General features: G+C 62.3%; 26 protein-coding genes. 3 read left to right on the forward strand and 23 right to left on the reverse strand.

Annotated elements, in window-relative coordinates; all coding sequences use genetic code 11:
• Positions 1–62: 62 nt before the first annotated feature.
• The 3 genes from ACHFFR_RS07985 to ACHFFR_RS07995 all read right to left on the reverse strand — a co-directional run bounded on the left by ACHFFR_RS07985 (position 63) and on the right by ACHFFR_RS07995 (position 3,985).
• A complete protein-coding gene (locus tag ACHFFR_RS07985) occupies positions 63–965 on the reverse strand; it encodes a sugar ABC transporter permease (RefSeq protein WP_394263779.1) in 903 nt (300 codons plus the stop codon).
• Between the two features lie 47 nt (positions 966–1,012).
• Positions 1,013–2,629 (reverse strand): ABC transporter permease subunit, encoded by a 1,617-nt coding sequence (locus ACHFFR_RS07990; RefSeq protein ID WP_394263740.1) that lies wholly within the window; start codon positions 2,627–2,629, stop codon positions 1,013–1,015.
• 87 nt (positions 2,630–2,716) lie between these two features.
• Positions 2,717–3,985, reverse strand: a complete 1,269-nt coding sequence (locus ACHFFR_RS07995) for an extracellular solute-binding protein (RefSeq protein WP_394263741.1) — start codon at positions 3,983–3,985, stop codon at positions 2,717–2,719.
• Between the two features lie 292 nt (positions 3,986–4,277).
• On the opposite strand from ACHFFR_RS07995, the gene ACHFFR_RS08000 reads away from it, so the two are divergent.
• A complete protein-coding gene (locus ACHFFR_RS08000) occupies positions 4,278–5,288 on the forward strand; it encodes a LacI family DNA-binding transcriptional regulator (RefSeq protein WP_394263742.1) in 1,011 nt (336 codons plus the stop codon).
• A gap of 68 nt (positions 5,289–5,356) precedes the next feature.
• Complete coding sequence (locus ACHFFR_RS08005) at positions 5,357–7,054, forward strand: glycoside hydrolase family 13 protein (protein WP_394263743.1); 1,698 nt, start codon at positions 5,357–5,359, stop codon at positions 7,052–7,054.
• 47 nt (positions 7,055–7,101) lie between these two features.
• Here ACHFFR_RS08005 and ACHFFR_RS08010 read toward each other — a convergent pair whose 3' ends face one another.
• From ACHFFR_RS08010 to ACHFFR_RS08020, 3 genes are read right to left on the reverse strand one after another with little or no spacing between them, the layout of a single operon-like run.
• Positions 7,102–8,058: a co-chaperone YbbN gene (locus ACHFFR_RS08010; protein ID WP_394263744.1), complete on the reverse strand. Its 957-nt coding sequence runs from the start codon at positions 8,056–8,058 to the stop codon at positions 7,102–7,104.
• 18 nt (positions 8,059–8,076) lie between these two features.
• Entirely contained in the window at positions 8,077–9,093 is a 1,017-nt protein-coding gene (locus ACHFFR_RS08015; RefSeq protein WP_394263745.1) for a hypothetical protein, read from the reverse strand.
• Positions 9,086–10,264: a hypothetical protein gene (locus ACHFFR_RS08020; RefSeq protein WP_394263746.1), complete on the reverse strand. Its 1,179-nt coding sequence runs from the start codon at positions 10,262–10,264 to the stop codon at positions 9,086–9,088. The genes ACHFFR_RS08015 and ACHFFR_RS08020 overlap by 8 nt, the downstream gene beginning before the upstream one ends.
• Before the next feature lie 146 nt (positions 10,265–10,410).
• Here ACHFFR_RS08020 and ACHFFR_RS08025 point away from each other — a divergent pair, with 146 nt between their 5' ends.
• Entirely contained in the window at positions 10,411–11,538 is a 1,128-nt protein-coding gene (locus ACHFFR_RS08025; RefSeq protein ID WP_394263747.1) for a cell division protein DivIVA, read from the forward strand.
• A gap of 41 nt (positions 11,539–11,579) precedes the next feature.
• Here the strand turns inward: ACHFFR_RS08025 and ACHFFR_RS08030 are convergent, their stop codons facing one another.
• The 17 genes from ACHFFR_RS08030 to prfA form a co-directional block, all read right to left on the reverse strand.
• Positions 11,580–12,374, reverse strand: a complete 795-nt coding sequence (locus ACHFFR_RS08030; RefSeq protein ID WP_394263748.1) for an alpha/beta fold hydrolase — start codon at positions 12,372–12,374, stop codon at positions 11,580–11,582.
• A 15-nt stretch (positions 12,375–12,389) separates the two neighbouring features.
• The gene (locus ACHFFR_RS08035) at positions 12,390–12,701 is read right to left on the reverse strand and encodes an ATP/GTP-binding protein (RefSeq protein WP_394263749.1); all 312 of its coding nucleotides are present in this window, start codon (positions 12,699–12,701) and stop codon (positions 12,390–12,392) included.
• Positions 12,701–13,393, reverse strand: a complete 693-nt coding sequence (nucS, locus tag ACHFFR_RS08040) for an endonuclease NucS (RefSeq protein WP_394263750.1) — start codon at positions 13,391–13,393, stop codon at positions 12,701–12,703. Before nucS ends, ACHFFR_RS08035 begins: the two co-directional genes overlap by 1 nt.
• A gap of 56 nt (positions 13,394–13,449) precedes the next feature.
• On the reverse strand, positions 13,450–13,851 hold the full coding sequence (locus ACHFFR_RS08045) for a DUF2550 family protein (RefSeq protein WP_394263751.1): 402 nt from the start codon (positions 13,849–13,851) through the stop codon (positions 13,450–13,452).
• 2 nt (positions 13,852–13,853) lie between these two features.
• Complete coding sequence (gene atpC, locus ACHFFR_RS08050; protein ID WP_394263752.1) at positions 13,854–14,171, reverse strand: ATP synthase F1 subunit epsilon; 318 nt, start codon at positions 14,169–14,171, stop codon at positions 13,854–13,856.
• Positions 14,144–15,604: a F0F1 ATP synthase subunit beta gene (gene atpD / locus ACHFFR_RS08055; RefSeq protein ID WP_394263753.1), complete on the reverse strand. Its 1,461-nt coding sequence runs from the start codon at positions 15,602–15,604 to the stop codon at positions 14,144–14,146. The genes atpC and atpD overlap by 28 nt, the downstream gene beginning before the upstream one ends.
• 18 nt (positions 15,605–15,622) lie before the next feature.
• Complete coding sequence (locus ACHFFR_RS08060; protein ID WP_394263754.1) at positions 15,623–16,513, reverse strand: F0F1 ATP synthase subunit gamma; 891 nt, start codon at positions 16,511–16,513, stop codon at positions 15,623–15,625.
• 2 nt (positions 16,514–16,515) lie between these two features.
• On the reverse strand, positions 16,516–18,141 hold the full coding sequence (atpA, locus tag ACHFFR_RS08065) for a F0F1 ATP synthase subunit alpha (RefSeq protein ID WP_394263755.1): 1,626 nt from the start codon (positions 18,139–18,141) through the stop codon (positions 16,516–16,518).
• A gap of 36 nt (positions 18,142–18,177) precedes the next feature.
• Complete coding sequence (locus tag ACHFFR_RS08070; protein ID WP_394263756.1) at positions 18,178–18,987, reverse strand: F0F1 ATP synthase subunit delta; 810 nt, start codon at positions 18,985–18,987, stop codon at positions 18,178–18,180.
• A 1-nt stretch (position 18,988) separates the two neighbouring features.
• Complete coding sequence (atpF, locus tag ACHFFR_RS08075) at positions 18,989–19,546, reverse strand: F0F1 ATP synthase subunit B (protein WP_394263757.1); 558 nt, start codon at positions 19,544–19,546, stop codon at positions 18,989–18,991.
• 2 nt (positions 19,547–19,548) lie between these two features.
• Positions 19,549–19,758: an ATP synthase F0 subunit C gene (atpE, locus tag ACHFFR_RS08080; RefSeq protein ID WP_394263758.1), complete on the reverse strand. Its 210-nt coding sequence runs from the start codon at positions 19,756–19,758 to the stop codon at positions 19,549–19,551.
• Positions 19,759–19,776: 18 nt separating this feature from the next.
• On the reverse strand, positions 19,777–20,475 hold the full coding sequence (atpB, locus tag ACHFFR_RS08085; RefSeq protein WP_394263759.1) for a F0F1 ATP synthase subunit A: 699 nt from the start codon (positions 20,473–20,475) through the stop codon (positions 19,777–19,779).
• Between the two features lie 304 nt (positions 20,476–20,779).
• On the reverse strand, positions 20,780–21,190 hold the full coding sequence (locus ACHFFR_RS08090; RefSeq protein WP_394263760.1) for a hypothetical protein: 411 nt from the start codon (positions 21,188–21,190) through the stop codon (positions 20,780–20,782).
• Positions 21,177–22,352: an MraY family glycosyltransferase gene (locus ACHFFR_RS08095; protein WP_394263761.1), complete on the reverse strand. Its 1,176-nt coding sequence runs from the start codon at positions 22,350–22,352 to the stop codon at positions 21,177–21,179. Before ACHFFR_RS08095 ends, ACHFFR_RS08090 begins: the two co-directional genes overlap by 14 nt.
• Positions 22,349–22,972 carry an L-threonylcarbamoyladenylate synthase gene (locus ACHFFR_RS08100; protein WP_394263762.1) on the reverse strand — a complete coding sequence of 208 codons (624 nt, stop codon included), beginning with the start codon at positions 22,970–22,972 and terminating at the stop codon, positions 22,349–22,351. The genes ACHFFR_RS08095 and ACHFFR_RS08100 overlap by 4 nt, the downstream gene beginning before the upstream one ends.
• Positions 22,969–23,826: a peptide chain release factor N(5)-glutamine methyltransferase gene (gene prmC / locus ACHFFR_RS08105; protein WP_394263763.1), complete on the reverse strand. Its 858-nt coding sequence runs from the start codon at positions 23,824–23,826 to the stop codon at positions 22,969–22,971. Before prmC ends, ACHFFR_RS08100 begins: the two co-directional genes overlap by 4 nt.
• Positions 23,826–24,935 (reverse strand): peptide chain release factor 1, encoded by a 1,110-nt coding sequence (prfA, locus tag ACHFFR_RS08110; RefSeq protein WP_394263764.1) that lies wholly within the window; start codon positions 24,933–24,935, stop codon positions 23,826–23,828. Before prfA ends, prmC begins: the two co-directional genes overlap by 1 nt.
• Between the last annotated feature and the right edge of the window lie 164 nt (positions 24,936–25,099).

The raw sequence follows: 25,099 nt of genomic DNA on the forward strand, positions 1-25,099 counted from the left end.
GCGTGTCCCGCCTGGCGGTACGCCAGGCGGAACCGTGGGCTAGGGCGAGGAAAGATCGAACCTTAGCCCTTGACAGCACCTCCGGTGAGACCGGAGACGATGTACTTCTGCAGGAAGAGGAACAGCAACAGAATCGGCAGCGCCGAGATCACAGATCCGGCAGCGAACCAGTCCCAGTGCTTGTCGTTTCCACCAACCCAGAGGTTCATGCCGACCGCCAGCGTCCAGTTCTGCTGGCTGGTCAGGATAGTCCTCGACAGGATGAAGTCGTTGAATGCCGAAATGAAGGACAAGAGTCCAACGACTGCGAGAATCGGGATAACCAGCGGCATGATGATTCCCCAGTAGACCTGGGCGTGGCTCGCGCCATCAATCTTTGCTGCCTCATCCAACTCGATCGGGATCGAGTTGAAGAAGCCGTACATCAGGAAGGTATTCGCACCGAGTGCGCCTCCCAAGTACACGCTGATAAGAGCAATCTTCGAATCGATACCGAGCCACGGGATGACGTCACCGAGCGTGGTCAGGAGGAGGAAGATTGCAACGAAGGTCAGCAGCTGCGGGAACATCTGGATGACCATGAGGGACATGAGCGTGACCTTGCGGCCCTGGAAGCGGTAACGCGAGAACGCGAATGCCGCAGCGGCGCCCATGAGAACGGTTCCGATCGCGGTGACGACGCCGATGATCAGCGTATTCTTCAGCCACGTCCAGAACATCGTGTCGTTCAGCTCGGTGAAGTTTTGCACCGAGACGTCCGAGAACATCTCGTTTGCACCGGTCAGGGTGGTGGAGATGTTGGGATTCAACGCGGCCGAAAGGATGTAGACGATCGGGAACGCTGCATAGACGACGGCAATGACGCCGACGACGTGCCGGAACCCGAGCTCGCGGAACCAGCGGCCAAAGGGCATCTTGTTCTCGCGAACCTTGAGCTGACCAGCGTCCACTCCGCCTGCATCCATGACGCCCGTGTGGTCCACGCTGACGTTCGCATCGACTTGCTTCTGTGTCATGATCCCAACCCTTCAAACGCGTTCGACTTCCTGAACGAGTACAGCGAGACGCTGCCCACGATGAGGAAGATGACCAGCGACATGGCGGCGGCGAGACCGTAGTTCGGTAGCGCTTCGCCCGTCAGGCCAGCGATCTTGTAGACCATCGAAATCAGGATGTCCGTGTGTCCAACTGGCACCGAGGCGTCCGCCATTGACGGCCCACCTCCGTTCAACATGTAAATCAGGTTGAAGTTGTTGAAGTTGAACGCGAAGGACGAAATCAGCAGCGGCGTCAGGGAAATCATGAGCTGCGGCAACGTGACGTTTCGCCACACCTGGAAGGTGGACGCACCGTCGATTTTCGCCGCTTCTACGATGTCACCAGGAATGGACTGCAGTGCGCCCGTGACGATGAGGAACATGTAGGGGAAGCCCATCCACAGGTTCACCAAGATCACGGAGACCTTCGCCATCGTGGGATCTGTGAGCCACGGAATCGCTGTCCCTAACATTTCGTTGAAGAAGCCGTATCTCGCGTTCATCAGACCTGCGAACAGGAAGGCCGTCATGAATGACGGGAACGCGTATGGCAACAGCATGATTGTTCGGTAGATCCGGCGGCCCTTCATGCGCTCGTCGTTCATCACCATCGCGAGGACCATACCGAGGATGAACGTCGTCAGCACCGACATCGCGGCGAAGATGACGTTCCAGATCAGCACGCTGAAGAACGGCTGCGCATAGCGCGAATCGGAGAAGCCCTGCACGAAGTTGTCGAAGCCGACGTTCACGCGCCAGCCAACTCCGAGATTTGTGCCCTCTTCCGTTTCAAAGAAGCCGGTCTCGTCGTTGGCATAGTAGATGTCGCCAGTATCGTTATTGATCATGGCGTCGCGCTCGTCGTCGTACGTGAGCGAGGACGTGAACTGGAATGCCGTCGTACCCGTTTGGGTACCGATCGAGCCGTCCTCTGGATCGTCTGTGAGCGGTACTCGTAGCTGGATGATCTCCTGCTGGCGAGCCGTAATATCCGCTCCCGTGAGCGAATCCCAGCCGTCAACAGAAACGATGCGGCCGTCTGCGACCTCCCCGTCGGCGGGCTCAAGCGGCTGCTCGGCAGTGCCAACCTGCAGCTCGTCGTCGGCGATCACGGCAAAGCCAAGTTCGCCGTCCTTCTGGACGAGCATGAGCGGGTACTGGGGCGAACCCTCGACTCGCTTAAAGTTGTTCTGGAGAAGAAGGGCGTTGATGGCCTTCGGCTTATCCAGCGTGTGCTGGTGGCCGTAATTCGTGAAGGCAATGTAGCCCGTGTACACGATTGTGAACGCCTGGAAGACCAGCAGGAACACGAGTCCCGGCGTCAGGTACTTCAGCGCGAGCGTGCGCTTGGAGAAGTACACCCAATCAATGAAAAGTAAAAGAACGACCATGAGGCCGCCGAGTAGCCAAGAACCCTGGCCAAACGCGGTGAAGATAATATAGATTCCGAGGGCATTCACCAATGCCATGAGAATGAGTTTGACAACGAAGCCGGGTCTCCAGCTCGTCGCGTGGGAATCCTTCTTGCGATTCTCTTGGCGGCGCCGTTGCCTTTTCTTACTCCCCTCGGACTGAACCGTCATCGACGACATGGTTCCTCCTCAAGTTGTGTGCTGCTGTTATTGTATAAGTGCCGGCCGGTGAAAAGACCGGCCGGCACTCATACGCTACTCAATGGTTTAGTTACCCATCTCGGTTTCGATGTCCGAGATCATCTTCTCCCAGACGCCTGCCGGATCGGCATCGCCTGCGATGATCTGTGCTTCGGTCTTGCCCCAGAAGCCCCAGACAGCACCCATCTCGGGGAGCGCCGGCATCGGGAGTGCATCTTCGCCAGCAGCGGCGAAGCCAGCCATGAGCGGATCCTGCTCGGCCGTTTCAGCCGACGCCGTCAGAGCCGGAAGACGCTGACCGATGTTGTACAGCTCGTCCTGGACTTCTTCGGAACCGACGTAGTTCACGAGGAAGTCGGTTGCGAGGAGCTGCTGAGCCGAACCACCGTTGATGAATCCGCCCTGAACGCCAAGGAACGGCGATGCCGGGTTGTCACCGGTGGTCGGGATCGGGTCAACAGCAATGTTCATGCCCTCGAAGTCGCCAATCATCCACGGGCCACCCAGGATGTAGGGGGACTGGCCGTTCTTGAATGCGTCAACTGCGATGTCGTAGGAGACGTTGGTGTCAAGAACACCGGTGCCTGCCTCGCCGTTGTCGGAGAGCCACTGCGCGAACGCGAGACCCTCTTCGCCACCGAGGTTGAGGTTGGCGGTGTAGTTGTTCTCGTCATCGAGCTCGAAGACCGGGCCCGAGAACGATGCCTCGAACGGGAACATCGTGTACGGATCGCCATCTGCACCAATCTGCATGATGAACGGGTACTCAACACCTGCGGTCTCGCCCATCGCGATCATCTCGTCGAAGGTTGCCGGGGTCTCATCAACGAGGTCGGCGTTGCGGAAAATTGCAAGGTTCTCAACTGCGTAAGGAACGCCGTAGGTGGTTCCCTCGTAGGTGAAGGCGTTGACTGCAAGCTCGTTGAAGTCGCCCGCGCGGTCGCCAAGCTCAACCGGCGCAACAAGGCCGTTGGTGACGAACTCGCCAAGCCAGTCGTGAGCGCCGAAGACGATGTCTGGGCCCTCTCCGGCGCCAGCCTGCGAAGCAAACTCAGAACGCATCTGGTCGTTTTCCTTGACGACGAGCTCGACAGTATTACCGGTGTCGGCCTCGTAGTTGTCTGCTGCAATCTGGAAGGCTGGCTCGCGGTTCGCGTCAGTCCAGATCACGAGGTTGCCGCCGCCAGCAGGTGCGTCGCCGGTATCCTCAGTAGTTCCTTCATCGGTCTGCTCAGCGGTGGTTTCGCCCGAGGTGGTCTCGGTGCCCTCATCCGAGCAGGCTGCCAACGTAAGTGCCAGACCTGCCGATGCAATAAGCGCAATGCTCCGTCGCATTTTCTCTCCTCTATGTTTTCAGAAATTGCGGCACGCACGAGAATTCAGATCTCATAAAGCTTCAATGCTCATGCGGGGTCGCGTAGTTTCGATTATATGGTTTCGGCAATGCTATGCAATGCCTTACACGCATCTTGCAAGAATCGTGAGGTGGCATTTCGCGATTTACCGGTACAAACCCATCATTGCCGTGCACGAGCCCCGCACTGTTATGCAAATTTGGCGACATTCCGGTGTAAATCATTTAAGATTTAGAAAGGCCAATGACGACCTATATTCATGGAGGAGATCCATGGCTCGACAAATTCGACTCTCAGACATCGCCGCTCAGGCCGGAGTCTCTACGGCGACTGTCTCGCGCGTACTCAATGGCAAAGATTCTGTCGCCCCCGAAACGCGTCAGGCTGTCATCGCCGCACTCGATCTCCTCGGCTACGAGCGCCCCGAGCGTCTTCGCGAGCGCAACGGCGGCCTCATCGGCTTGATCGTCCCCGAGTTGACCAACCCCATTTTCCCGTATCTCACCCAGGCGATCGCCTCGGCAATGACGCTCCAGGGCTACACTCCCCTGCTCGGCACGCAGATGGCAGGCGGCGCCACCGAGGACGCGTACGTTGACGCGATGCTCAACCATCAGGTCGCAGGTTTCATCTTCGCATCCGGCCTGCACGCGGATTCCACGGCAAATATCGAACGCTACGAACGCATCTCCGCACGTAACATCCCGTTCGTCACGATCAACGGCGCCCACCCGGCACTGTCGAATCCCGATTTCTCGACGGACGCCACGTCGGCAATCCGCCAAGCCATCCGCCATCTTGCCGCGCTCGGCCATCGCCAGATTGGTTTCGCCTCCGGTCCCCTGCGCTTCATTCCATCACGTGACAAGACCGAGGCCTACATCGAGACGATGCGGCAGATCCTGCCGAACGAGAAGCCCCGCGTCGTCCACACTCTGTACACCGTCAACGGTGGCCAGTCGGCCGCGGCGCAGCTCATCACGTCTGGCTGTACGGCGATCATCTGCGGCTCGGATATCATGGCCTTCGGCGTGATCCGGCATTGCAAGGCGGCCGGGCTGTCTGTTCCCCACGACGTCTCGGTGGTCGGCTTCGACGATTCGCCTTTCACGGGCTTCGCGGATCCGCCGCTAACCACCTTGCGCCAGCCGGTCAAGAACATGTCCGAGGCCGCGGTGACCACACTACTTGCGATGATTCAGGGAGAGCCCGCCCACGTTGGCAAGATGCGTTTCGAGCCCGAGCTCATCGTTCGCGAGTCGACAGCGGTCAGGCGCACCTGACGGCGTCGCACGTGTACGCACCCAACTAACCGCCCACCGAACACGACGACGACTAAGAAAAGGACACAATGACGGTACTGCTCCACGCCGAGACTGAACCCAGCCACTGGTGGAGAGAGGCGGTGATTTACCAGATCTACCCGCGCTCGTTTGCCTCGTCAGCTGGCCCGATCGGTGATCTGCAGGGCATCATCTCCAAGCTTGGCTACCTGCGTGATCTCGGCGTCGACGCCGTGTGGCTCTCCCCGTTCTATCTGTCCCCGCAAAAGGACGCGGGCTACGACGTCACGAACTACCGGCAGGTTGACCCGATGTTCGGTACGAATGAGGACGCCGAAGAGCTCATCACCGCAGCCCACGAGCACGGCCTGAAGATCATCGTGGATCTCGTCCCAAACCACACCTCCGACCAGCACGAATGGTTCCAGCGCGCCCTCGCCGATCCGGCCGCTCCCGAGCGTGATCTCTATTGGTTCCGCGACGGCAATGACGGTGGCGCCATCCCACCAAACGACTGGCTGTCCATCTTCGGCGGCGCGGCCTGGACGCGCGTGTGTGACCGCCCCGATGCGCCGGGCTCGGCGTGGGAGAACGATCAGCAGTGGTATCTCCATCTCTTTGATTCCACCCAGCCAGACCTCAACTGGGATCACCCGACGGTCCACGAGGAGTTCCGCAACATCTTGCGCTTCTGGCTCGATCGCGGCGTTGATGGCTTCCGCGTTGACGTGGCGCACGGCCTAGCCAAGGACCCCGAGATTCCCGATTGGCAGTTCCATTACGACATGGTCTCCGGCGGCGGCGACGCCCCCGCGAACATTCCGCCTCCCCCGCAGTGGAACCGCCCCGAAGTGCACGACATCTTCCGCGAGTGGCGCGAGGTGCTCAACGAGTACGGCGAGGACCGCGCGATGGTCGCCGAGGCGTGGGTGGATGACATCGAGGACTTGGCCAAGTACGTGCGCTCCGATGAGATGCACCAGGCGTTCAACTTCGACTTCCTCGTCGCGCCCTTCGACGTCGACGCCTACCGCACCACCATCCGCGAATCGCTCGCTGCGATGGACTCCGTCGGCGCGCCGACCACGTGGGTGCTCTCCAATCACGACGTCGTCCGCGCGGTTTCCCGGTTCGGGTTGAGTGAAACCGGCAAGGGTCCCAACGGGATAAGAGTCGACGACGAACAGCCGGATGTCCAGCTCGGTTTCGACCGCGCGATCGCGGCTCACGTCCTCCAAGCGGCCCTCCCGGGCTCGGCCTACATCTATCAGGGTGAGGAACTTGGCCTGCCCGAGCACATGGCACTACCCGACGCCGTGCGCGAGGATCCCGCCTTCTTCCGCACGCGCGGGATCGAGGCCGGGCGCGATGGATGCCGTGTTCCCATGCCGTGGTCGGCACACGAGCCGAGCTACGGTTTCTCCGCGACGGGCGAGTCCTGGCTCCCCCAGCTCGACGAGTTCGGCAAACTCGCAGCCGACCAGCAGGAGACCGACGCGTCCTCGACCCTCCACACCTTCCGGCACCTCTTTGCCGAGCGGCGCCGCCTGCAGATGGCGCGGGCCGCACTCTATGACGTCGACGAACACGGCGACCACCTGCACTACGTCTCCCGCTTAGATGGGCGCGACGACGTCCACGTGGTCCTCACCTTCGATACCGGGGCTCAGCTCCCAGAGGGAGCCGAGGTTCTCGTGTGCTCACGCGAGCTCGGCACCGACGCCGTCATCCCGCCAAATACCGCCGTGTGGTACATGCGCGGCTGAGCGATCCGCGAGCGCAGGCCGCTCGAACGCGCGCCTAGAACGTTGCTCTAAAACAGGGCGTTGGTCAGCGCCTTGCGCGCCGCGACCACGATGTCCTGCGAGGGCCCGAGGATGTCAAAGTAGGCGATCAAGCGCTGGCGGGCGGCCTCGCGGTCATCACCCGAGGTTGCACGAACGACGTCGATGAGTCGCGCGAACGCCGCATCGGGGCGCTGGAACGAAAACTCGACGTCAGCCGCGCGCAGCTGCGCCTCCAGATCCGTGATCGGAGCGTCATGCGCCGCGAGCAACACCTTCTGCGGAGCCTCCGGATCGCCATCCGGGTTGATCTTCGCGATGCGCTGGAGCAGCTCCACCTGATGGAGCGCCGTCTGCGCCTCGTCGTCGCCGGGATTCTGGGAGATCGCCTTCGTGTAGGCGGCGTGGGCGGCCTCGAGGTCGCCGTTCTCGAGCGCCTCCAAGCCTTCCTTATGCAGCGGCGGAATCTCGGGCTCGGGCGGCGTCGCGTTGGCGTCACCGTCGAGCACCGCGTTCAAGCCGTACTGCTCGCCCGCCTGCAAAATCTTCTCGATCGTTTCCGTCAGCTGCGCCTCGTCGGGAAGCCCCTGGAATAGCGGCACCGGCTGACCCTGAAGCAGCGCGGCCGCCGAGGGGACGGCGTCGGTCCCGAAGGCCTGCGCGACATCCGCGTTCTCGTCAGTATCGACCTTCGCGAGCTGGAAGCGCCCCTGGTTCGCGATGGCCAGCCGCTCGAGCTGGGTGATGAGCTTCGCCGAGTTCTCCGAGCGCGCCGAATGGAATGCCACGATGACGGGCAGCTTGCTCGAGGTGGTAATCGCGCCCTGTAGATTCTTCGAGGTCAGTTCGACGACGTAGGGTCCGGGTACGACCGTGGCTCCGCCACCGTCCGCGCCGGTTTCGCCAACCAGGCCATCGTTGGTAGGGGTTTGCTTCTGGAACGCCGACAGGTCGTAGGCGCCACCAAGCGATCCGTTGATCGACATTGTTCCTCCTTGGACGGTTTAGTCGCCCGCCACGCTCTCCACACTAATCAGGGTGGGCTGGGAAGAGCCAATCACCTCAACCACGGGATCCGCGCCAGCCGGTGGCACATAGAAGGCCACGATGGTCGCGTAGTTCGCGATCCCCTGCTGGTCGATCTCGAGCATAGCGTTATCGCCCTCTTGCTCATGAATCGCGCCGATCTGGCCGCCGATGCGCAAGGTTGCGTCCTCGTTAGTCTTGGTGATTCGGACCTGATAGGTCATCTCGCCCACAACCACGAGGCCGCCGGAGGCAGTAGACACTCCGCGCAGCCCGCCCTCTCCCACGGCGAAATCGGTGGCGGCGGTGCCGAGGTCGCCCAGCGACTCGACGAACGAATCCTGCTGCTCGGCGATCTGCGTGTAGAGCGGGTCATCCGGGGAGAACTGAATCGACTGCTGCTCGCGCGTGCCGTTATAGCGGGCGTACTGCGCGAGCACCTCGGCCGGGTCCACGGCGTAATCGGCCGCGTCCACCTCGGGGAAGCCCGCGGTGTCACTGAGCTGCGAGACAATCTCGGGCAGGTTCGACGTACCGAACAGTTCGATATCCGCCCACAGGTGGTAGTTGCCGCGCGGCCCATTCTGGCTCCACACAGACAGGGTGGCGAGGTTCTTTCCATCGCGCGGAGGCACGGTGGTCATCATCGTGCGCGGGTAGGCGGTTCCGGATACGACCGGCGAGCCTTCCGTGGCAACCAGCATCGGATCCAGCTCGTACGCGTCACCAAGTAGCGACTCGAGCTGAAGCTGCGCCGCCCGGTACGTGCGCGCGGGACCGTTCACTCGGCCAGTGAGGTCGGCCGGGTCCAAGCTTTCGTTGGCGGCCGCGATTCCCGCCTCGGTTTCGGTGGCGATCTCCGCGTACTTTTCATCGGAGACAATCGCGTGCTCGTTATTTCCCGACGTCGGCTGCGGCACGTCCTCCTGCGAGGCACACGCGCTCAGCGTCAGCGCCAGGGCCGTGCTCATCGTCAGAGCTGCAAACTTACGCATTGTTGTCATCTCCCTTCGTCCACGGGGAACCCCACGAGAAGTTCCACAGCGATCGCCAGTCCTTATCCTCCGGATCAACGACGCCGTCCGGGTCCGTTGCGTCCGGGTGCGTTGCGTCCGGGTCCGTGGCCTCAGTCTGGTCAGCGTTGGCCTGGTGGTCCTGGTCAGGTTTAGGTTGTTCAGCTTCGGATACGACGAGGCGGTCGGACTCATCCAAGTCGCGTTCGCGAATCTCGGTGTTGGCACCCGGGAGGATGCCCACGCCGAGCGCTCCGCCCGTCGTCGCGATGGCATCCTCGACGTTGCGCTCAGACGCCTGATCGGCGTTGGCCTGCTCGGCGTCAGCCTCTGGCTCGGGCAGAATCAGGCGGTCGGATTCTTCAAGCTCGCGCTCGCGGATATCCGACTTCGCGCCCGGCATGATGCCCGCCCCGAGTGCGCCGCCCGTCGTCCGCGCGGCCTCCTCACGAGAATCCCCGATGCGAGACAAAACGGTGGTGTCGGCGTCCTGACGTTCGCGGCGCTCCGCGGCGTCCTTCTTATTGACCGAGGCATCCTGACGCGAGCTGATCAACAGCAAGCCGCCAATGAGAGCCAAGAGAACTCCGATCACGACGATCGGAACCGGGTTGGACGTCACGAGAGAGCGATCCCACGTCAGCGTCATGTCTGGAGCTTGGGCCGTCGTCGTCGACACAATAAGTGACTGCTGAACCGACTGATCCGGGTCAAGAGTGAACTCGACTGTTCCCGTTCCCGTGCCGGACTCAATCCACTGATCCATCTGGGAGATGTTCCATGCGCCATCGGCGCCGGGCGTAGCGACGGCGTCCACACCTTCGGGAGTTCCGGGAAGCTCCTCATAAGTGGGCGTATCCCAATCGCTCAGGCCGGTCACCTTCACAGCCGCGGCGTCCCCGATGAAGTCTTCAACGTCCTGCGTGGAGCCGACGCCCCAGTGGATCTCCCCCTCGGGGGCGGTCAGCGAGACCTCCACCGTGTCATTAACAAGGTGGAGAACGCCGGGCGCGGTGTACATCATCTGCGCCTCGCCCGCTGGGATGGTTACCTCAACGATCGTCGAATCCTCGTTCGTGGTGCCGCGCACAATGCCAAACGTGGCAAGCGCGACGCCCAGAAAGGCAAGAAATAGTCCGCCAATCCGTTTCATACCTATAATCCTTCTCCCAGGTGCCGGAGCATTCATAACAATTGTGTAACATTACCGGGTTTTGGTAATAAGATCATCGTAGTGTGAGTGAACCGACCTCACCGAGCAGTACGCTGAAGGAAGACGGAACTTCTCAAGGAGAACAAGTGAGCGAACAATTCCCTATCGTCATGCGCGGATATGATCGCGCGCAGGTCGATGAGCGCGTGGCACAACTCGAGTCCAACCTCGCCCAGACGAGGGACCACGTCTCGCGTCTGGACGCGCAGATCCTGCAGCTGTCAGCTGACCTCTCGGAGGCTCAGGTGGCGCTTGAGGAAAACGAGCGCCCCTCGTACTCCGGACTCGGCACCCGCGTTGAAAGGCTTCTTCGCTCCACGGAAGAACAGGCCCTTGACCTCATGACGCGCGCCCGCAAGGACGCCTCCAAACTGCTCGCAGACGCACAGGCTAAGGCCGACCAACTGCGATCCTCGGCCGAGTCCGACAGTCAAAAGACCCTCGCCCGAGCCGAGAAGGAGGCCACGACGATGCGTTCCGAAGCACAGTCCGAGGCGGCAGCCCTGTCCGAAACCACTCGCCGGACCTCCGAGGAAATGGTTTCCTCTGCCGAGCGCGAGGCCAAGCGCCTGCGTTCGCAGGCAGAGTCCGATTCGACGTCCCTGCGCTCGCAGGCAGAGCACGAGGCGGCCGAACTGCGCGCCTCCGTCGAGGCCGAGATGACGAAGCTGCGCTCCGAAGTTGAGCAAGAAGTTCAGCGGATGCGCTCCGAGGCAGACAACGAGATCGCCACCAAGTCCGAAGAATCGGCTCGCACGCTCGCCGAACGCGACGCCGAGCTTCGCGACCGCGCCAACGAGATGATCAAGAGCGCCGAATCCGAGGCGCAGGATGCCGAGGCCCGCATGGTCGAGGCCACCAAGCGAGCCGAGGAACTCACGAACTCCTCACACGAGGATGCACAGACGATCCTGCAGGAAGCTCGCGACGAGGCTGCAGCGATCCTTCAAGAGGCACGCGAGGAGGCCGCGCGGATTCGGGGCGAGGCGGATCAGGAAGCGGGCGACGCCCGCAAGTCCGCCGACGAGCACGTGGAATCCCTGCGCGAACAGCGCGAGTCGCTCCAGTCCTATCTCGAGGATATGCGCGCCATGCTGACCTCATCCAAGCACTCGATCGTGCTTGATGAGATCGTGGAATCGGCGGGCTCAAAGCAGACGCCAGAGCAGGCCGACGAGCCAGATCAAACCGATATGCCAGAGCGGACCGAGTAGGAACTCACGCCTGGGCGCGGCCGCGTGGCCGCGCCCGCCCATCAGTGGCGGGTCTCCTCCCAGCGCACAGCGTGAGCGTAGAAGTCCTTGAGGATCTTCGCTAATTCGTGCGGCTTTTCATCGGCCGCGAAGTGTCCCACGCCCTCGATCTCCTTGATGCGGGGCTGATCCGTGCGTAGCGCGAGCTTCATGTATGACTCGAGCGAGGCCGTCGGATCCTCCGTACCGCGGATGAAATAGACAGGGCCCTTCACCAGCGAGACCGAGCCGGAGCGATCCTCGCGGTTCGCCATCGCGCGCTGGATCCATGCCAGTCCCTCGTTCGGCAGCGCCTTGAAACGCTCATCGAGTGAATCGCGAATCTCCTTGGGCGTGTCCGTGCCGACCATCGTGGTCGTCCAATCCTTGACGGCCTCGTATCCTTCGCCGCGGTCGGCCTGCTCGGCCACGCCCCGGCGGAAAGCCTTGCGATCGTCGTCGTCGGAATCGATGTTCGTATCCATCAGCGCGAGTCCGGCCACCATGTCCGGGTGGGCGGCGGTGAAGTCGGCTGCCACGGAGCCGCCCATGGACAGGCCACCCAGCGCGATCATCTTGATGCCGAGCTCGTCAAGGCGAGCCTTGATCGCCTCAACGAAGGTTTTGGTATTCGGTTCCCCGTCGCTCAGCTCCTCGCCGCGAGGCGACTCGCCAAAGCCAGGGGCGTCGAAGGTCAGGACGTCGATGTCTGACAGGTCGGCGCGAACCGAGTCCCACATGGTCGAATCCAGCGGGAGCGCGTGCAAAAGCACGAGGGGAAGGTCAGATTCAGGGCCAGTTCTACGGTAAGCAATCATGGTTTAACGCTACCATCACCACCCCGTCGCTTGATGCCCTTTCGCCTTCCAGCAACTCGTGTGCCAATGCCTGCGAGCCCGTTGACCAGCCTCGGCGCCGAACCAGGAATCTTCCGTCCAGGCGACGACGTGTGCTTCGCCCACGAGGATCAGCCCCTGGCACGCGGGACACACGTATTCTTTGCGACCCGCGCGAACCTGATGGACCTTGAACTCCATGCCGTTATCGGCAGTCTCGTAGCTCGTGTAGTTCATGAGCCGACTCACGTCGAGGGGCTGGTACTCCCCCGAATGCTTGCGCCCGTGGGCGCGTCTGCGCCGGGCCACTAGAACAGCCGATCCTCGGGGTTATCCACGCCGCGCATGGCGTCGTAGTCGAGCACCACGCATTCGATCCCGCGATCCTCCGCGAGCACGCGTGCCTGCGGGCGGATCTCCTGCGCCGCGAAAATACCGCGGATGGGTTGGAGCGTCGAATCGCGCTCCAGCAACGTGAGGTAGCGGGTCAGCTGCTCCACGCCGTCGATCTCGCCGCGGCGCTTGACCTCCACCGCGATATGCCCCGATCCGTCCTTAACCAGCAGGTCAACCGGGCCGATCGCCGTGGGGTACTCGCGGCGAATGAGCCGCACGTCCTTGCCCAGAATGTCAGTCTGCTCGGACAGGAGCTTTTGGAGGTGATCCTCCACGCCGTCCTTAAACAGGCCGGGCTCTTGCCCGAGGTCGAGCGTCATCTCATCGTGAATCTCGTAAATCTGGATGAGGAGCGCGTCGTCAGTCTTGTCATGATCCACGCGCCAGACCTCGCTCACGCCGCTCTCGCGTTCCTCGTCGCTCGGCTCGTCCACAGTCATCGTGCACGGCGGGGACATCCAGTTCAGCGGCTTGTAGGACCCGCCATCGGCGTGCACGAGCACCGCGCCGTCCGCCTTGATCATCAGGGCGCGCTTGGCGGGTTCAAGGTGCGCGTCAAGCCGGCCAGAATAGTCGACTGCGCACGTAGCATAAACGATTCGCACGGATATCCTTTCACACGACGTCGCCCGAAGGCGCGAATCAGCCTATCAGAGGCACATCAGGCGAGGGTCGGTTCGGCTTCCGGTGCGCCCGAGTCGATCCATGACAGGAGCGCGGAGATTTCCCCGCCGCTCGAGGCAATATCCCACCGCTCGGTGGGCAAAATCAGCGTGACGATCTGGACGCCGTCGCGCTCGGATTTCAGCTCAAACTTCATCTCATCGCGGACGGCCTGCCATGACGGACCCCAGCTCAGGGAGCGCGTTGGGTACAGGTCGAGAGTGTCGTCGCTCAGCATTGCGATGCCATTGCGCCACGGTTCATCTTGGCGCCGCAGCGCAACCTGAATCGAGCCGGGGTGGTTGAGCAGGTAGCGGATGCGCAGCAGGTACACGACCCCGAACAGCAGAACAACAAAGAGCACCGCGGCAACGCCCCAGGCGATGTTGTCCCAGTTCACGGCTATTCCTGAATACTCGCAGCCGGGTTCGAGGGATGTTGCGGATCGCGGTCCTCGTCGTAGTTTTCGACGACGACGGTGACGTGGTCCTGATCAACGGTCAGGAAACCGTCACCCACCTCCACAGACTTCTTCTCGCCATTTTCCGTGAAGCGCACGACCCCCTGCCGGACGACCGCCATGACCGGCGCTCGCCTGGGCAGGATACCCATCTCTCCGTGGAAAGCAGGCACGACGACGTCGGAGACCTCTCCTTCGAAGAGGCTTCCGGCGCGCGCGACGATCTCTAGCTTCATGACTCGGCCTGAATCTTCTGCCATGCCCGCTCGATGTCGTCGATGCCGCCGATGTTGAAGAAGGCCTGCTCCGGAATGTGGTCGTACTCGCCGTCTGCAATGCGGCGGAACGCCTCAACAGTCTCGTCGATCGGAACAGTCGAGCCCTCGACGCCCGTGAACTTCACGGCCGTGTAGGTGTTCTGCGAGAGGTACTGCTCCATGCGGCGTGCGCGCGCAACGGTGATCTTGTCCTCTTCCGACAGCTCGTCCACACCGAGAATCGAGATGATGTCCTGAAGTTCCTTGTTCTTCTGCAGGATCTGCTTGACGCGGGTGGCCACCTCGTAGTGCGCCTGGCCAACGTACTGGGCGTCGAGGATTCGCGACGACGACGCGAGCGGATCCACAGCCGGGTACAGGCCGCGCGATGCGATGTCACGCGAGAGCTCCGTCGTCGCGTCCAAGTGGGCGAAGGTCGTTGCCGGGGCCGGATCGGTGTAATCGTCGGCTGGCACGTAGATGGCCTGCAGCGAGGTGATCGAGTGACCGCGCGTGGAGGTAATGCGCTCCTGCAGGGCGCCCATCTCGTCGGCAAGCGTGGGCTGGTAGCCCACTGCGGACGGCATGCGGCCAAGCAGCGTGGAGACCTCGGAGCCCGCCTGCGTGAAGCGGAAGATGTTGTCGATGAACAGCAGCACGTCCTGGTTCTGAACGTCGCGGAAGTACTCCGCCATCGTCAGACCGGACAGCGCGATGCGAAGGCGGACGCCCGGCGGCTCATCCATCTGGCCGAAGACGAGAGCCGTCTTGTCGAGAACACCAGCGTCTTCCATTTCGAAGATGAGGTCGTTGCCCTCGCGGGTGCGCTCGCCGACGCCGGCGAACACGGACACGCCGCCGTGGTCCTGAGCCACGCGCTGGATCATTTCTTGAATAAGAACGGTCTTGCCAACGCCCGCGCCGCCGAACAGACCGATCTTGCCGCCCTGCACGTAGGGGGTCAGGAGGTCGATGACCTTGATGCCGGTCTCGAACATGCGGGTCTCGGGCTCGAGCTGATCGAAGCTCGGCGCCTGGCGGTGGATGGGCCAGCGCTCCTCGACCTCGAGGGTCTCGCCCTCGGGCAGGTTGAGCGGCTCGCCGACGACGTTGAACACCTTACCGAGGGTGACGTTGCCGACCGGCACTGAGATCGGGGCGCCGGTGTTGGTGACCTTGGCGCCGCGCACGAGGCCGTCGGTGGGCTTCATCGCAATGGTGCGCACGATGTTCTCACCAAGGTGCTGGGCGACCTCGAGGGTCATCTTGGAGGCCAGTGGCTCGCCGTCCTTATCACCAGTGGGGAGCGTAACCTCAGTTTCAAGCGCAAAGTTGATCTCCGGAAGTGCGTCCGGTGGGAACTCAACGTCCACAACTGCGCCAACCACCTGGATGATGCGGCCAGTTGCCAGCTTCTCTGACGTCTCAACTGTCATTGTTATGTCCTTGTTCGGTTACTTTCCGAGGCTATCCGCGCCGGAGATGATTTCGGTAATTTCTGTCGTGATTTCGGCCTGGCGGGCATTGTTCGCCAAGCGGGTGTAATCCTCAATGAGTTCTTGAGCGTTCTCGCTTGCGGCGTGCATTGCCTGCTGACGCGAGGCGAGCTCGGAGGCTGCGGCCATGAGGAGGACCGAGTAGATTCGCTGGTCCACGTACATGGGCAACAGCGCGTCGAACAGCTCGTGGGGCGAGGGCTCGAATTCGTAAATCGGCGCCTCTTCCTGCATGGCGGCTTCGTCCTGATCGACGACGACGAGCGGCAGCATGCGCCGCACTTCGACCGTCTGTGTGATCATGTTTTCGAAGCGGGTATACACGACGTGGAGTTCGCTGACTCCCCCGTGTTCGGCGTCTGCGAGGAACAGGTCGAGGAACTCGCTCGCGATCTCGTGTGCCGTGTCGCTCTTCGGATTATCCGATTCGCCAGTCCAGCTGTTGGCCAGTTCAACGCCGCGGAACTTGTAGTGCGAGACGCCGCGGCGGCCGAACACGTAGAGCAGCGGTTCCTTACCCTGCTCTTCGAGCTCCTGGCGCAGGCGGTCTGCCTCGCGAAGCACCGAGGCCGAGTAGGCACCTGCCATGCCGCGGTCTGACGTGACGATCAGCAGGATCACCTTGTTGGTGTCCGTGCGCTCGTTGAGGAGCGGATGATCCTCGTCGGCGTGAGCTGCCACGGTGGCGATCGAATGGGTCAGAGCGCGCGTATAGGGATCTTGGCCAAGCGCACGTTCGCGCGCGCGGCCAACGCGAGAAGCTGCAATGAGCTCCATCGCGGAGAAGACCTTTTCGAGCGTCTGAGTCGCCCTGATCTTCTGCTTGTATATACGCTGTTCGCCGGCCATTACTAGCTCCTCTTCGCCCTAACGAGCGTCTCCTGCGTCTGCTCTGCAGGCTCAACCTCGTCGGTCGGCAGATCCTGAGTTTCGTAGGCGGACGTGAACGAATCGAGGAACTTCTCGGTCGCTTCCTTGAGGGACTCTTCCGTGTCGCCGTCAAGATTGCCGGTTTCCACGATCGTGTTCAGGATGTCGGTGTTGTGCTTGAGGTAGTCGATGTAGCCGCGCTCAAACTTGGCGACGTCGGCTACCTCGATCGTATCGAGGTAGCCGTTCGTACCTGCCCACACGGACACGACCTGCTCTTCAACCGGGTACGGGGTGTACTGCGGCTGCTTGAGGAGCTCCATGAGGCGCTCACCGCGGGTGAGCTGACGGCGCGTCGTGGCATCGAGATCGGATGCGAACATCGCGAAGGCCGCCTGGGATCGGTACTGAGCAAGCGTGATCTTCAGGGTGCCCGAGACCTTCTTCATGGCCTTGATCTGCGCGTCACCGCCGACTCGCGAAACCGAAATACCCACGTCGACTGCCGGGCGCTGGTTCGAGTTAAACAGGTCCGACTGCAGGAAGATCTGGCCGTCGGTAATCGAGATGACGTTGGTCGGAATGTATGCCGACACGTCGTTCGCCTTCGTCTCGATGAGCGGCAGGCCGGTCATCGAGCCTGCACCGTACTCGTCCGAGAGCTTGGCGCAGCGCTCGAGGAGGCGGCTGTGGAGGTAGAAGACGTCGCCCGGGTATGCTTCACGGCCCGGCGGGCGGCGCAGCAGGAGCGAGACGGATCGGTAGGCTTCGGCCTGTTTCGATAGGTCGTCGAAAATGATGAGGACGTGCTTGCCCTGGTACATCCAGTGCTGGCCGATGGCCGAGCCGGTGTAGGGCGCGAGGTACTTGAAGCCGGCCGAGTCGGACGCCGGAGCGGCGACGATCGTGGTGTATTCCAGGGCACCGTTGCGCTCGAGCGTTGCGCGAACGGATGCGATGGTCGAACCCTTTTGGCCAACTGCGACGTAAATGCAGCGCACCTGCTTGTTCGGATCGCCCGACTCCCAGTTGTCCTTCTGGTTGAGCACGGCGTCGATCGCAAGCGCGGTCTTACCGGTCTTGCGGTCGCCAATGATGAGCTGGCGCTGGCCGCGGCCGATCGGGATCATGGCGTCGATTGCCTTAATGCCGGTCTGCAGCGGCTCGTGCACCGACTTACGCATCATGACGCCGGGGGCCTGCAGCTCGAGTGCACGGCGACCTTCCAGATCATGGATGTCGCCGAGGCCATCGATTGGCTGGCCAAGCGGATCAACAGTGCGACCAAGGTAGCCGTCGCCAATCGGAACGGAAAGAACTTCCCCTGTTCGGCGCACCTCCATACCTTCTTGGATATGGGAGAAGTCGCCGAGGACAACCACGCCAATTTCGCGCTCTTCGAGGTTCATTGCGAGCCCCTGAGTGCCATCCTCAAACTCCAACAGCTCATTTGCCATCGCGCCCGGCAGTCCGTCGACTCGGGCAATGCCGTCTGCTGTGAGGGTTACGTGGCCAACCTCCTCGCTGGCCGCCTTCGCGGGTTCATATGAACTCACAAAGCTGTCCAGCGCAGCCCGGATCTCCTCCGGATTGATCAGTTCAGCCATTAATCTTCCTTCGCTCGATAGCGGCTCTCGCCGCCGTTAATTCCTAAAGGCAACGCGCACGCCGTTGAGCCGGCTGGCGATGGTGCCATCAATTACGTCGTCTTTGATGTGGATCCGCAAACCGCCCATGACGGCCGTATCGATCGATACGTGGACCTGCACATCAGAGTTGTACTTTGCGGACAGAATGGCGGTGAGCCGCTCTTCCTGTTCGCGCGTCAGTGGTAGCGCACTGGTAACGGCGGCAACCAGGTGGTCGCCCATGTCGGCTGCATCCGTAATGTAGCGGCGAAGAAGAGTCGCAATGGAGTGCTCTTCGACCGCAACTGCGCGGCGCAGCAGTGCAATGGTGTAGGGATTCGCTCCGGTAAAGACCTCGTTTACGAGGTTCATCCGGTTCTCGACCGATTGGGTCACCGAGTTGAATGCCAGGCGCAGATCACGCTCGTCCACGAGGACTCGTGAGGAGTGGTAGAGCTGCTCTTCGGTTTCCCCGAGCAGATCCTCCCGGCGCGCACCGTAAAGAATGGCGTGAATGCCAAGGCTTTCCAATGCAATGGCCAGATCCCCAACTTCGGACCAGCTGTCGCGAGCCAAGCCCATGGTCAGCTCGGTGACCTCGTCAGAGACTCGGCCGCCCAGAACTGCCTGAGCTAGCTGTGCACGTTCATCCTCGAGGCGCGTGTCATCTTCCAGCGCGTTTGACAGCGCGTGGGACTTCTTGAGGATGTCGACGACGGAGAAAATCTGGAGACCCAGATTCAGCTCCTCGCCCGGCCGGTTGGCCAACAGGCCATCCCACCGATCGCGTGCACGCTCCAAGGCTGTGCGGCTACCAGAACGCATTTTAGGCCTCCGCCTCCTTGGCGTACTCGGGGGTCGTCGCTGCGAGGTCGTCGAGGAAGCGGTCAATCACGCGATGCGCGAGCCCTTCATCTTGGATTGCCTCGCCAACGATGCGGCCAGCAAGCTCGGTTGCGAGCACGCCGACGTCGCCTTCAAGGGTGCGCATGGCCGATTCGGCGTCGGCATCGATGCGGCGCTGAGCCTTGGTCAGGATGTTGTCAGCTTCGCTGTTGGCGCGGTTTTGTGCCTCTGCGACGATTGCCTGCGCATTTTCCTGAGCGAGCTCACGGATGCCAGTCGCTTCGCGCTGAGCCTCCCTGATCTCGTCCTGGATCTGCGCCCTCTGGTCAGCGATCTCTGCACGTGCTTCCTCGGCTGCCCGCAGTCCCTCGTCGATCTTTTGGGCACGCTCGTCGAGCATGCTTCTAAACGACGGCCACGCAAACTTGTAGACCGCCGTCGCGACGATAAGGAAGGCGAGAGTACCCCAGATGAGATCCGGGAGTGCCGGGACAAGGAGGTGGTAGTCAACGTCCCACGCGAGAGTCGTCTCAGTCATTGTTACGAACCGAAGACGATGCCGGCACCGAATCCAATCAGGCCGAGTGCCTCAGCGAACGCCATGGCGATCAGCATGTTGACGCGGAGGAATCCGGAAACTTCTGGCTGACGAGCGGTTGCTTCCTGGTTCTTCGCACCGATCAGGCCGATGGCGATACCAGGACCAAGCGTTGCGATGCCATAGCCAATTGTGGCGATGTTACCGATCATGTGTTCTTTCCTTTGTTATTAGTGTTCCTTGGAGATGGACAGAGAAATGTAAATCGCGGAGAGCATGGCGAAGATGTACGCCTGGAGCGCTCCGACGAAAAGTTCGAAGACGAGGAAGGCAACTCCACCGATGATGGTGAGCGTTCCCGTTGCAATACCGACCACGCCGGATAGCTGGAAATAGAGGAAGTGCGTTCCGAGGAAGAACAGCACGAGGATCAGGTGGCCCGCCACCATGTTCATCAAAAGACGGACGGTGAGCGTGAGCGGGCGGATGACGAAGTTCGAGAGGAACTCGATCGGCGTCAAGATGAAGTAGATCGGCCACGGCACACCTGCCGGCATGAGCGAATCCTTGAAGAACCGGCCAGCGCCCTTTTCACGGATGCCTGCAAAGATAAAGCCGAAGTAGGCGAACAACGCGTAGATCAGCGGCATGCCGATCAGCGACGTTCCAGCAATCTGCAGGCCGGGCACCACGCCGGTGAGGTTCATGAACAGGATGCCTAAGAAGATAGTCATCAGCATGGGCTGATACTTCTCGGCCTGATCCTTGCCAATAATCTCGTGGCCAATCTGCACGCGAGGGAAGTCGAGCAGTGCTTCAACTGCGGCCTGGCGGCGGTTGGGAACGAGCTGCTTACGCTTCGCGTACCACACAAGAATGAGCGCGAGGATGACTGCTGCAATGAGACGAATCAGGATAATTCGGTTCATCTCGAAGGGAGTTCCAGCAAAAAAGAGCGCCGGTGGATCAAATTCGTGTTCCAGCGTCGGTGGAATGAAGCCCTCACCATCTCCTGCGTGGAAGATGGGCAACGAAGCAAGCGCGTAGAAATTCACTGGTCGTTTACACCCCAACTTGTGCATCGCTCAGTACGTCCAACGCCGGTGCTTCCTGAGCCTAACTGCGTTCACTCTACATGAGGATTTGTGTTCGTTCCAAAGAATTAGAAAGGTAAAAGTAAGGCGCTCGTCACATCGTATACGATCCGGCGAAGGCAACCGCCGACCTGCGGGTTCACTCCTCCCCGATGGTGGGTCCGGGGCCCGTCGCAAGAACGAGTGTTGTCACTGCTAACGAGATCGCGATGGCGAACACGAGCGTGGCTGCCACCACCTCCATCTGCACCTGCCCGCAAGCCCTCAGGGCAAGCAGTGCGCCAGCCAGTGCGATGATCTTCACAACGTAGGAGCCAAGCGAGATTCCGGTCTTGGCACGCGGGAATCGGCTGGCCAGCGCGGCAGACGCAAGCGAGACCAGGTGCACCACAACCATGACCGCTCCACCCGCGAGGATCGAGGCTCTGTGCTGGGAAAACACAAGCGCACCCACGGCAACCAGAGCGAGGCTCGCCCCAATCGAGCCGAGGATTCCCCTGGCGTAGAGCTCGTTCGCGGTGTAGCGCTCGCCCGGTCTACGACGACGCACGGTCGGCCTTCGTCTCGCCCGCGCTCACCCGCGCCGGCTCGCGATGCTCGCGCGGCCGATCGTCGTCGTTTCCGATGGGACGGGAGCCGAACTTGACCCACGTGACCACGATGCCCACCACAACCGCGGCCGCGGAACCGACGATCACGCCGGTGGACGGGAAGATCGTGTAGGCGACCGCCGCGAACGAGGCGATGGCCGTCCACATGTACAAGATGAGCACGGCAATGGTGTGCGAGTGGCCGCGCTTGAGGAGGCGGTGGTGGAGGTGGCCGGAGTCGGCGGAGAACGGTGAGCGCCCTTGGCGCAGGCGGCGGATGACCGCCCACGTCAAGTCAACGAGCGGGATCACGAGGATGAGCAGCGGGATGAACAGCGGCATGAACGCCGGGATCGCCTGGCGGGTCTCCACGGTGGCCGGATCGATCTGCCCGGTCACGAGGATGGTGGCGCCGGCAAGGACCGTGCCCAGCATGAGGGCGCCAGAATCCCCCATAAAGATTTTCGCGGGATGGAAATTATGCGGGAGGAAGCCAATGGAGGCGCCCACGAGGGCCGCCAGCACCGTCGTCGCCACGGAAGTGTAATCGCCGGGCGAGACCTCGCGCGTCAGATAATAGGCGTAAATGAAGAACGCGAACGCGGCGATGCCCACCACGCCGGCGGCCAGCCCATCGAGGCCATCCACGAAGTTCACCGCATTCGCCACGATCACCACCGCGATGATCGTGGCGAACAGTGTCAACCGCGTGGAGCCGACAGTCAGGCCAAAGAGCGGCATCGTGACGAGCTGGACGCCCTGCCACGCCATCACCCCGGCCGCGAGCACCTCGCCGGTGAGTTTGGTGTACCAATTGAGTTCCCAGATGTCGTCGATCGCGCCGAGCAGGCACATCAGCCCACCGCCGAGCATGATCGCCCACACCCCCGAGGCGCTGGCGAACACGTCGCGCAGGTATGGGATCTGGGACGCCAGCAGCAGTGCGCCCACGAATCCTGCGAACATGGCCACCCCGCCGAGGCGTGCCACCGGCGTGCGGTGGACGTCGCGCTTACGAATCTGCGTGATCGCGCCGAGCGAGAGTGCGAGGCGCAAAACGAATGGCACGAGGAGGTAGGTCAGCACCGCGGCCAGGACCATGATGAGCAGGTAGGTTCTCACAGGCTCACCCCGAGAACTCGCTCGATCATCTCCTGGCTGATGCCTCCCTGGCGCAGGATGCGAGGGGCGGCGGTGGTATCCACGATCGTCGACGCGATCCCTTCTCCCCCGCCCACGACCCCGCCGTCGAGGTAAAGCGTGACGGCGTCGCCGAGCTGGGCCTGCGCCTCGTCCACCGTGGTGGCCGGCGGCTGGCCGTGTTGGTTCGCGCTCGTTACGGCCAGCGGGCCGACGGTCGCGAGGAGGTCCAGGGTAAGCGCGGAGTCCGGCATACGCAGGGCGACCGTCCCGTTCGTCTCGCCCAGATCCCAGCCGATCTCCTCGTTGGCAGGCACGACGATCGTCAGCGCCCCCGGCCAGAACGCCTCCATGAGTTTGAGCGCGGCCTCGGGCAGCGACGCGCTAACCGAGCGTGCCTGATCAATGCCCGTCACGAGAACCGGGGACGGATTCGCGCGAGTGCGGGATTTCGCGGTCAGAAGCCGCGTGATCGCCGTCGGCGACATCGGATCTGCGCCAATGCCGTAGACCGTGTCCGTGGGCAGGCAAATGACCACGCCCCGGCCGATCGCTCTGGCCGCGAGGTCGACGGCGAAGGAGTCTGTTGCCAGTACCTTCATGCCTTACCCTTCTGTGCGCGGAGCCAGCGATCGCGTCCCGTGAGATCTTGGCCTGTGGAGACGTTGACGAAACCACGCTCGTTCGCGGCGTCGCGAAGTGGCGCACCTTGGCCATCGCCGTGTTCCATGATGAGGATACCCCCGTCGCGGAGCAAAACGCGCGCCCGATCGATAATACTGACGGGCATGTCCAGCCCCTCGTGGCCCCCGCCGAAGAGCGCCATCTGCGGATCCTGCGCGACTTCGGGCGAGATGTCCTCATCGTCGCGTACGTACGGCGGATTACTCACGACGACGTCGACCCGGCCCTCGAGCTCGGGCAGCGCCGTCAGTGCGTCCCCGTGGACGAGGCGGACCTTGTTGCCACATGCCGCATTGTTCCTGCTCGCGGACTCAAACGCGACGTCGGAGAGCTCCACCGCCGTGACCTCGGCAGCGGACTCCGTGGCGATCGCGATGGCGATGGCGCCCGAGCCAGTACACAGATCGACGACGATCGGCCGGCTCCCGGCGCCGGGCGGCGTGGCGTTCATGTTCTCGATCTCAGCGATCACGGCCTCCGCGACCAGCTCAGTCTCTGGTCGCACAACGAACACGCCGGGGAGCGATTCGAGCTCAAGATATCGGAAGTACATGGTGCCGACGATGTGCTGGAGGGGAACCCGCGCCTCGCGTTCGGCCACGACGCGCTCGAATGCCGCGAGATCGGCGTCGTTGATGACGTCGGTGGCGCTCGGAACGGCGCCGAACACGAAGTCTGCAAGCAGGCGGACCTCGGCGTCGGGTGAGGCGACTCCCGCCGACGCGAGCTTCGCGCGCGCGGTCTCACGTGCGCGCGCCCACTTCGTGCCCACTACGCCTCCGCGTCCTCCGCAGCTGCCTGCAGGCGCTCCTCTTCGTCCATTTCGCGAAGGGAGGTGATGACGTCGTCGAGGTCGCCTGCCAGCACCGCGTCAAGGTTGTGGGCCTTGTATCCGGTGCGGTGGTCGGCGATGCGGTTCTCCGGGAAGTTATATGTGCGCACGCGCTCCGAGCGGTCGACAGTGCGGACCTGGCTGCGGCGCTGATCGGCCTCCTTGGCTGCGAGCTCCTCGAGCTGAGCCTGGCGGATGCGTGCACGCAGGATGCGCATGGCGGCCTCGCGGTTCTTGATCTGCGATTTCTCATCCTGCATCGCGACCGTGATTCCTGTGGGCAGGTGGGTGATGCGCACGGCCGAATCGGTGGTGTTGACCGACTGGCCGCCGGGGCCGGATGACCTGTAGACGTCGATGCGTAGCTCGTTGTCGTTGAGCTCGACCTCTTCGGGCTCGTCGACTTCGGCGAACACGAGCACGCCGGCCGCGGAGGTGTGCACGCGCCCTTGCGATTCGGTGACGGGCACGCGCTGGACGCGATGCACGCCTGCCTCGTACTTGAGGTGAGCCCACACGCCCTCGGCCGGATCCTCCGGGACCGACTTCGCTTTGATGGCCATCTGGACGTCCTTGTAACCGCCCATATCCGTGTCCGTCTTCGACAGGATCTGAGTGGACCAGCCCTTGTTTTCGGCGTAGCGCTGGTACATGCGCAGGAGGTCGGAGGCAAAGAGCGCCGACTCCTCGCCGCCCTCACCGGCCTTGACCTCCAAAATCACGTCACGGCTGTCATCCGGATCGCGTGGTAGGAGGGCGTCGCGCAGTTCTGCGGATGCTTCCGCTTCCTCCTTTTCAAGGCGTGGGAGCTCGTCGGCGAAGAGCTCGCCATCCTCTCCCCCAAGCTCCACGATTTCACGGGCCTCGGCCAGATCTGTGGAGACGGCCAGCCAGCGGTCGTAGCGAGACACGACTCGGCGGAGCTCGGCATAGCGCCGGCCCAGCGAGCGCAGCTTTTCTGGCTTCGCCAGCACTTCGGGCGAGGCCATCTGCATCTCGATGTCCTTGTACTCTGCAGCTGCTGCTTCCGCTGCCGGGAATTCACTCATCTATATACCTTCGTGGGTTTGGCGTCTGCGTGGACGTTAGTTTGCCATGGACGTTGGTGGTGCCGCGGCCGTTGGTGGTGCCATTGGCGTTCATGGCGCCTTGGCCGTTGCCGACCGCCGTCGTTGGCGTTTGCCGCGTGCCGACCGCCGTCGTCGTTGGCGTT

Origin of the sequence: Trueperella sp. (assembly GCF_043424875.1) — a bacterium.
Taxonomy (GTDB): domain Bacteria; phylum Actinomycetota; class Actinomycetes; order Actinomycetales; family Actinomycetaceae; genus Trueperella.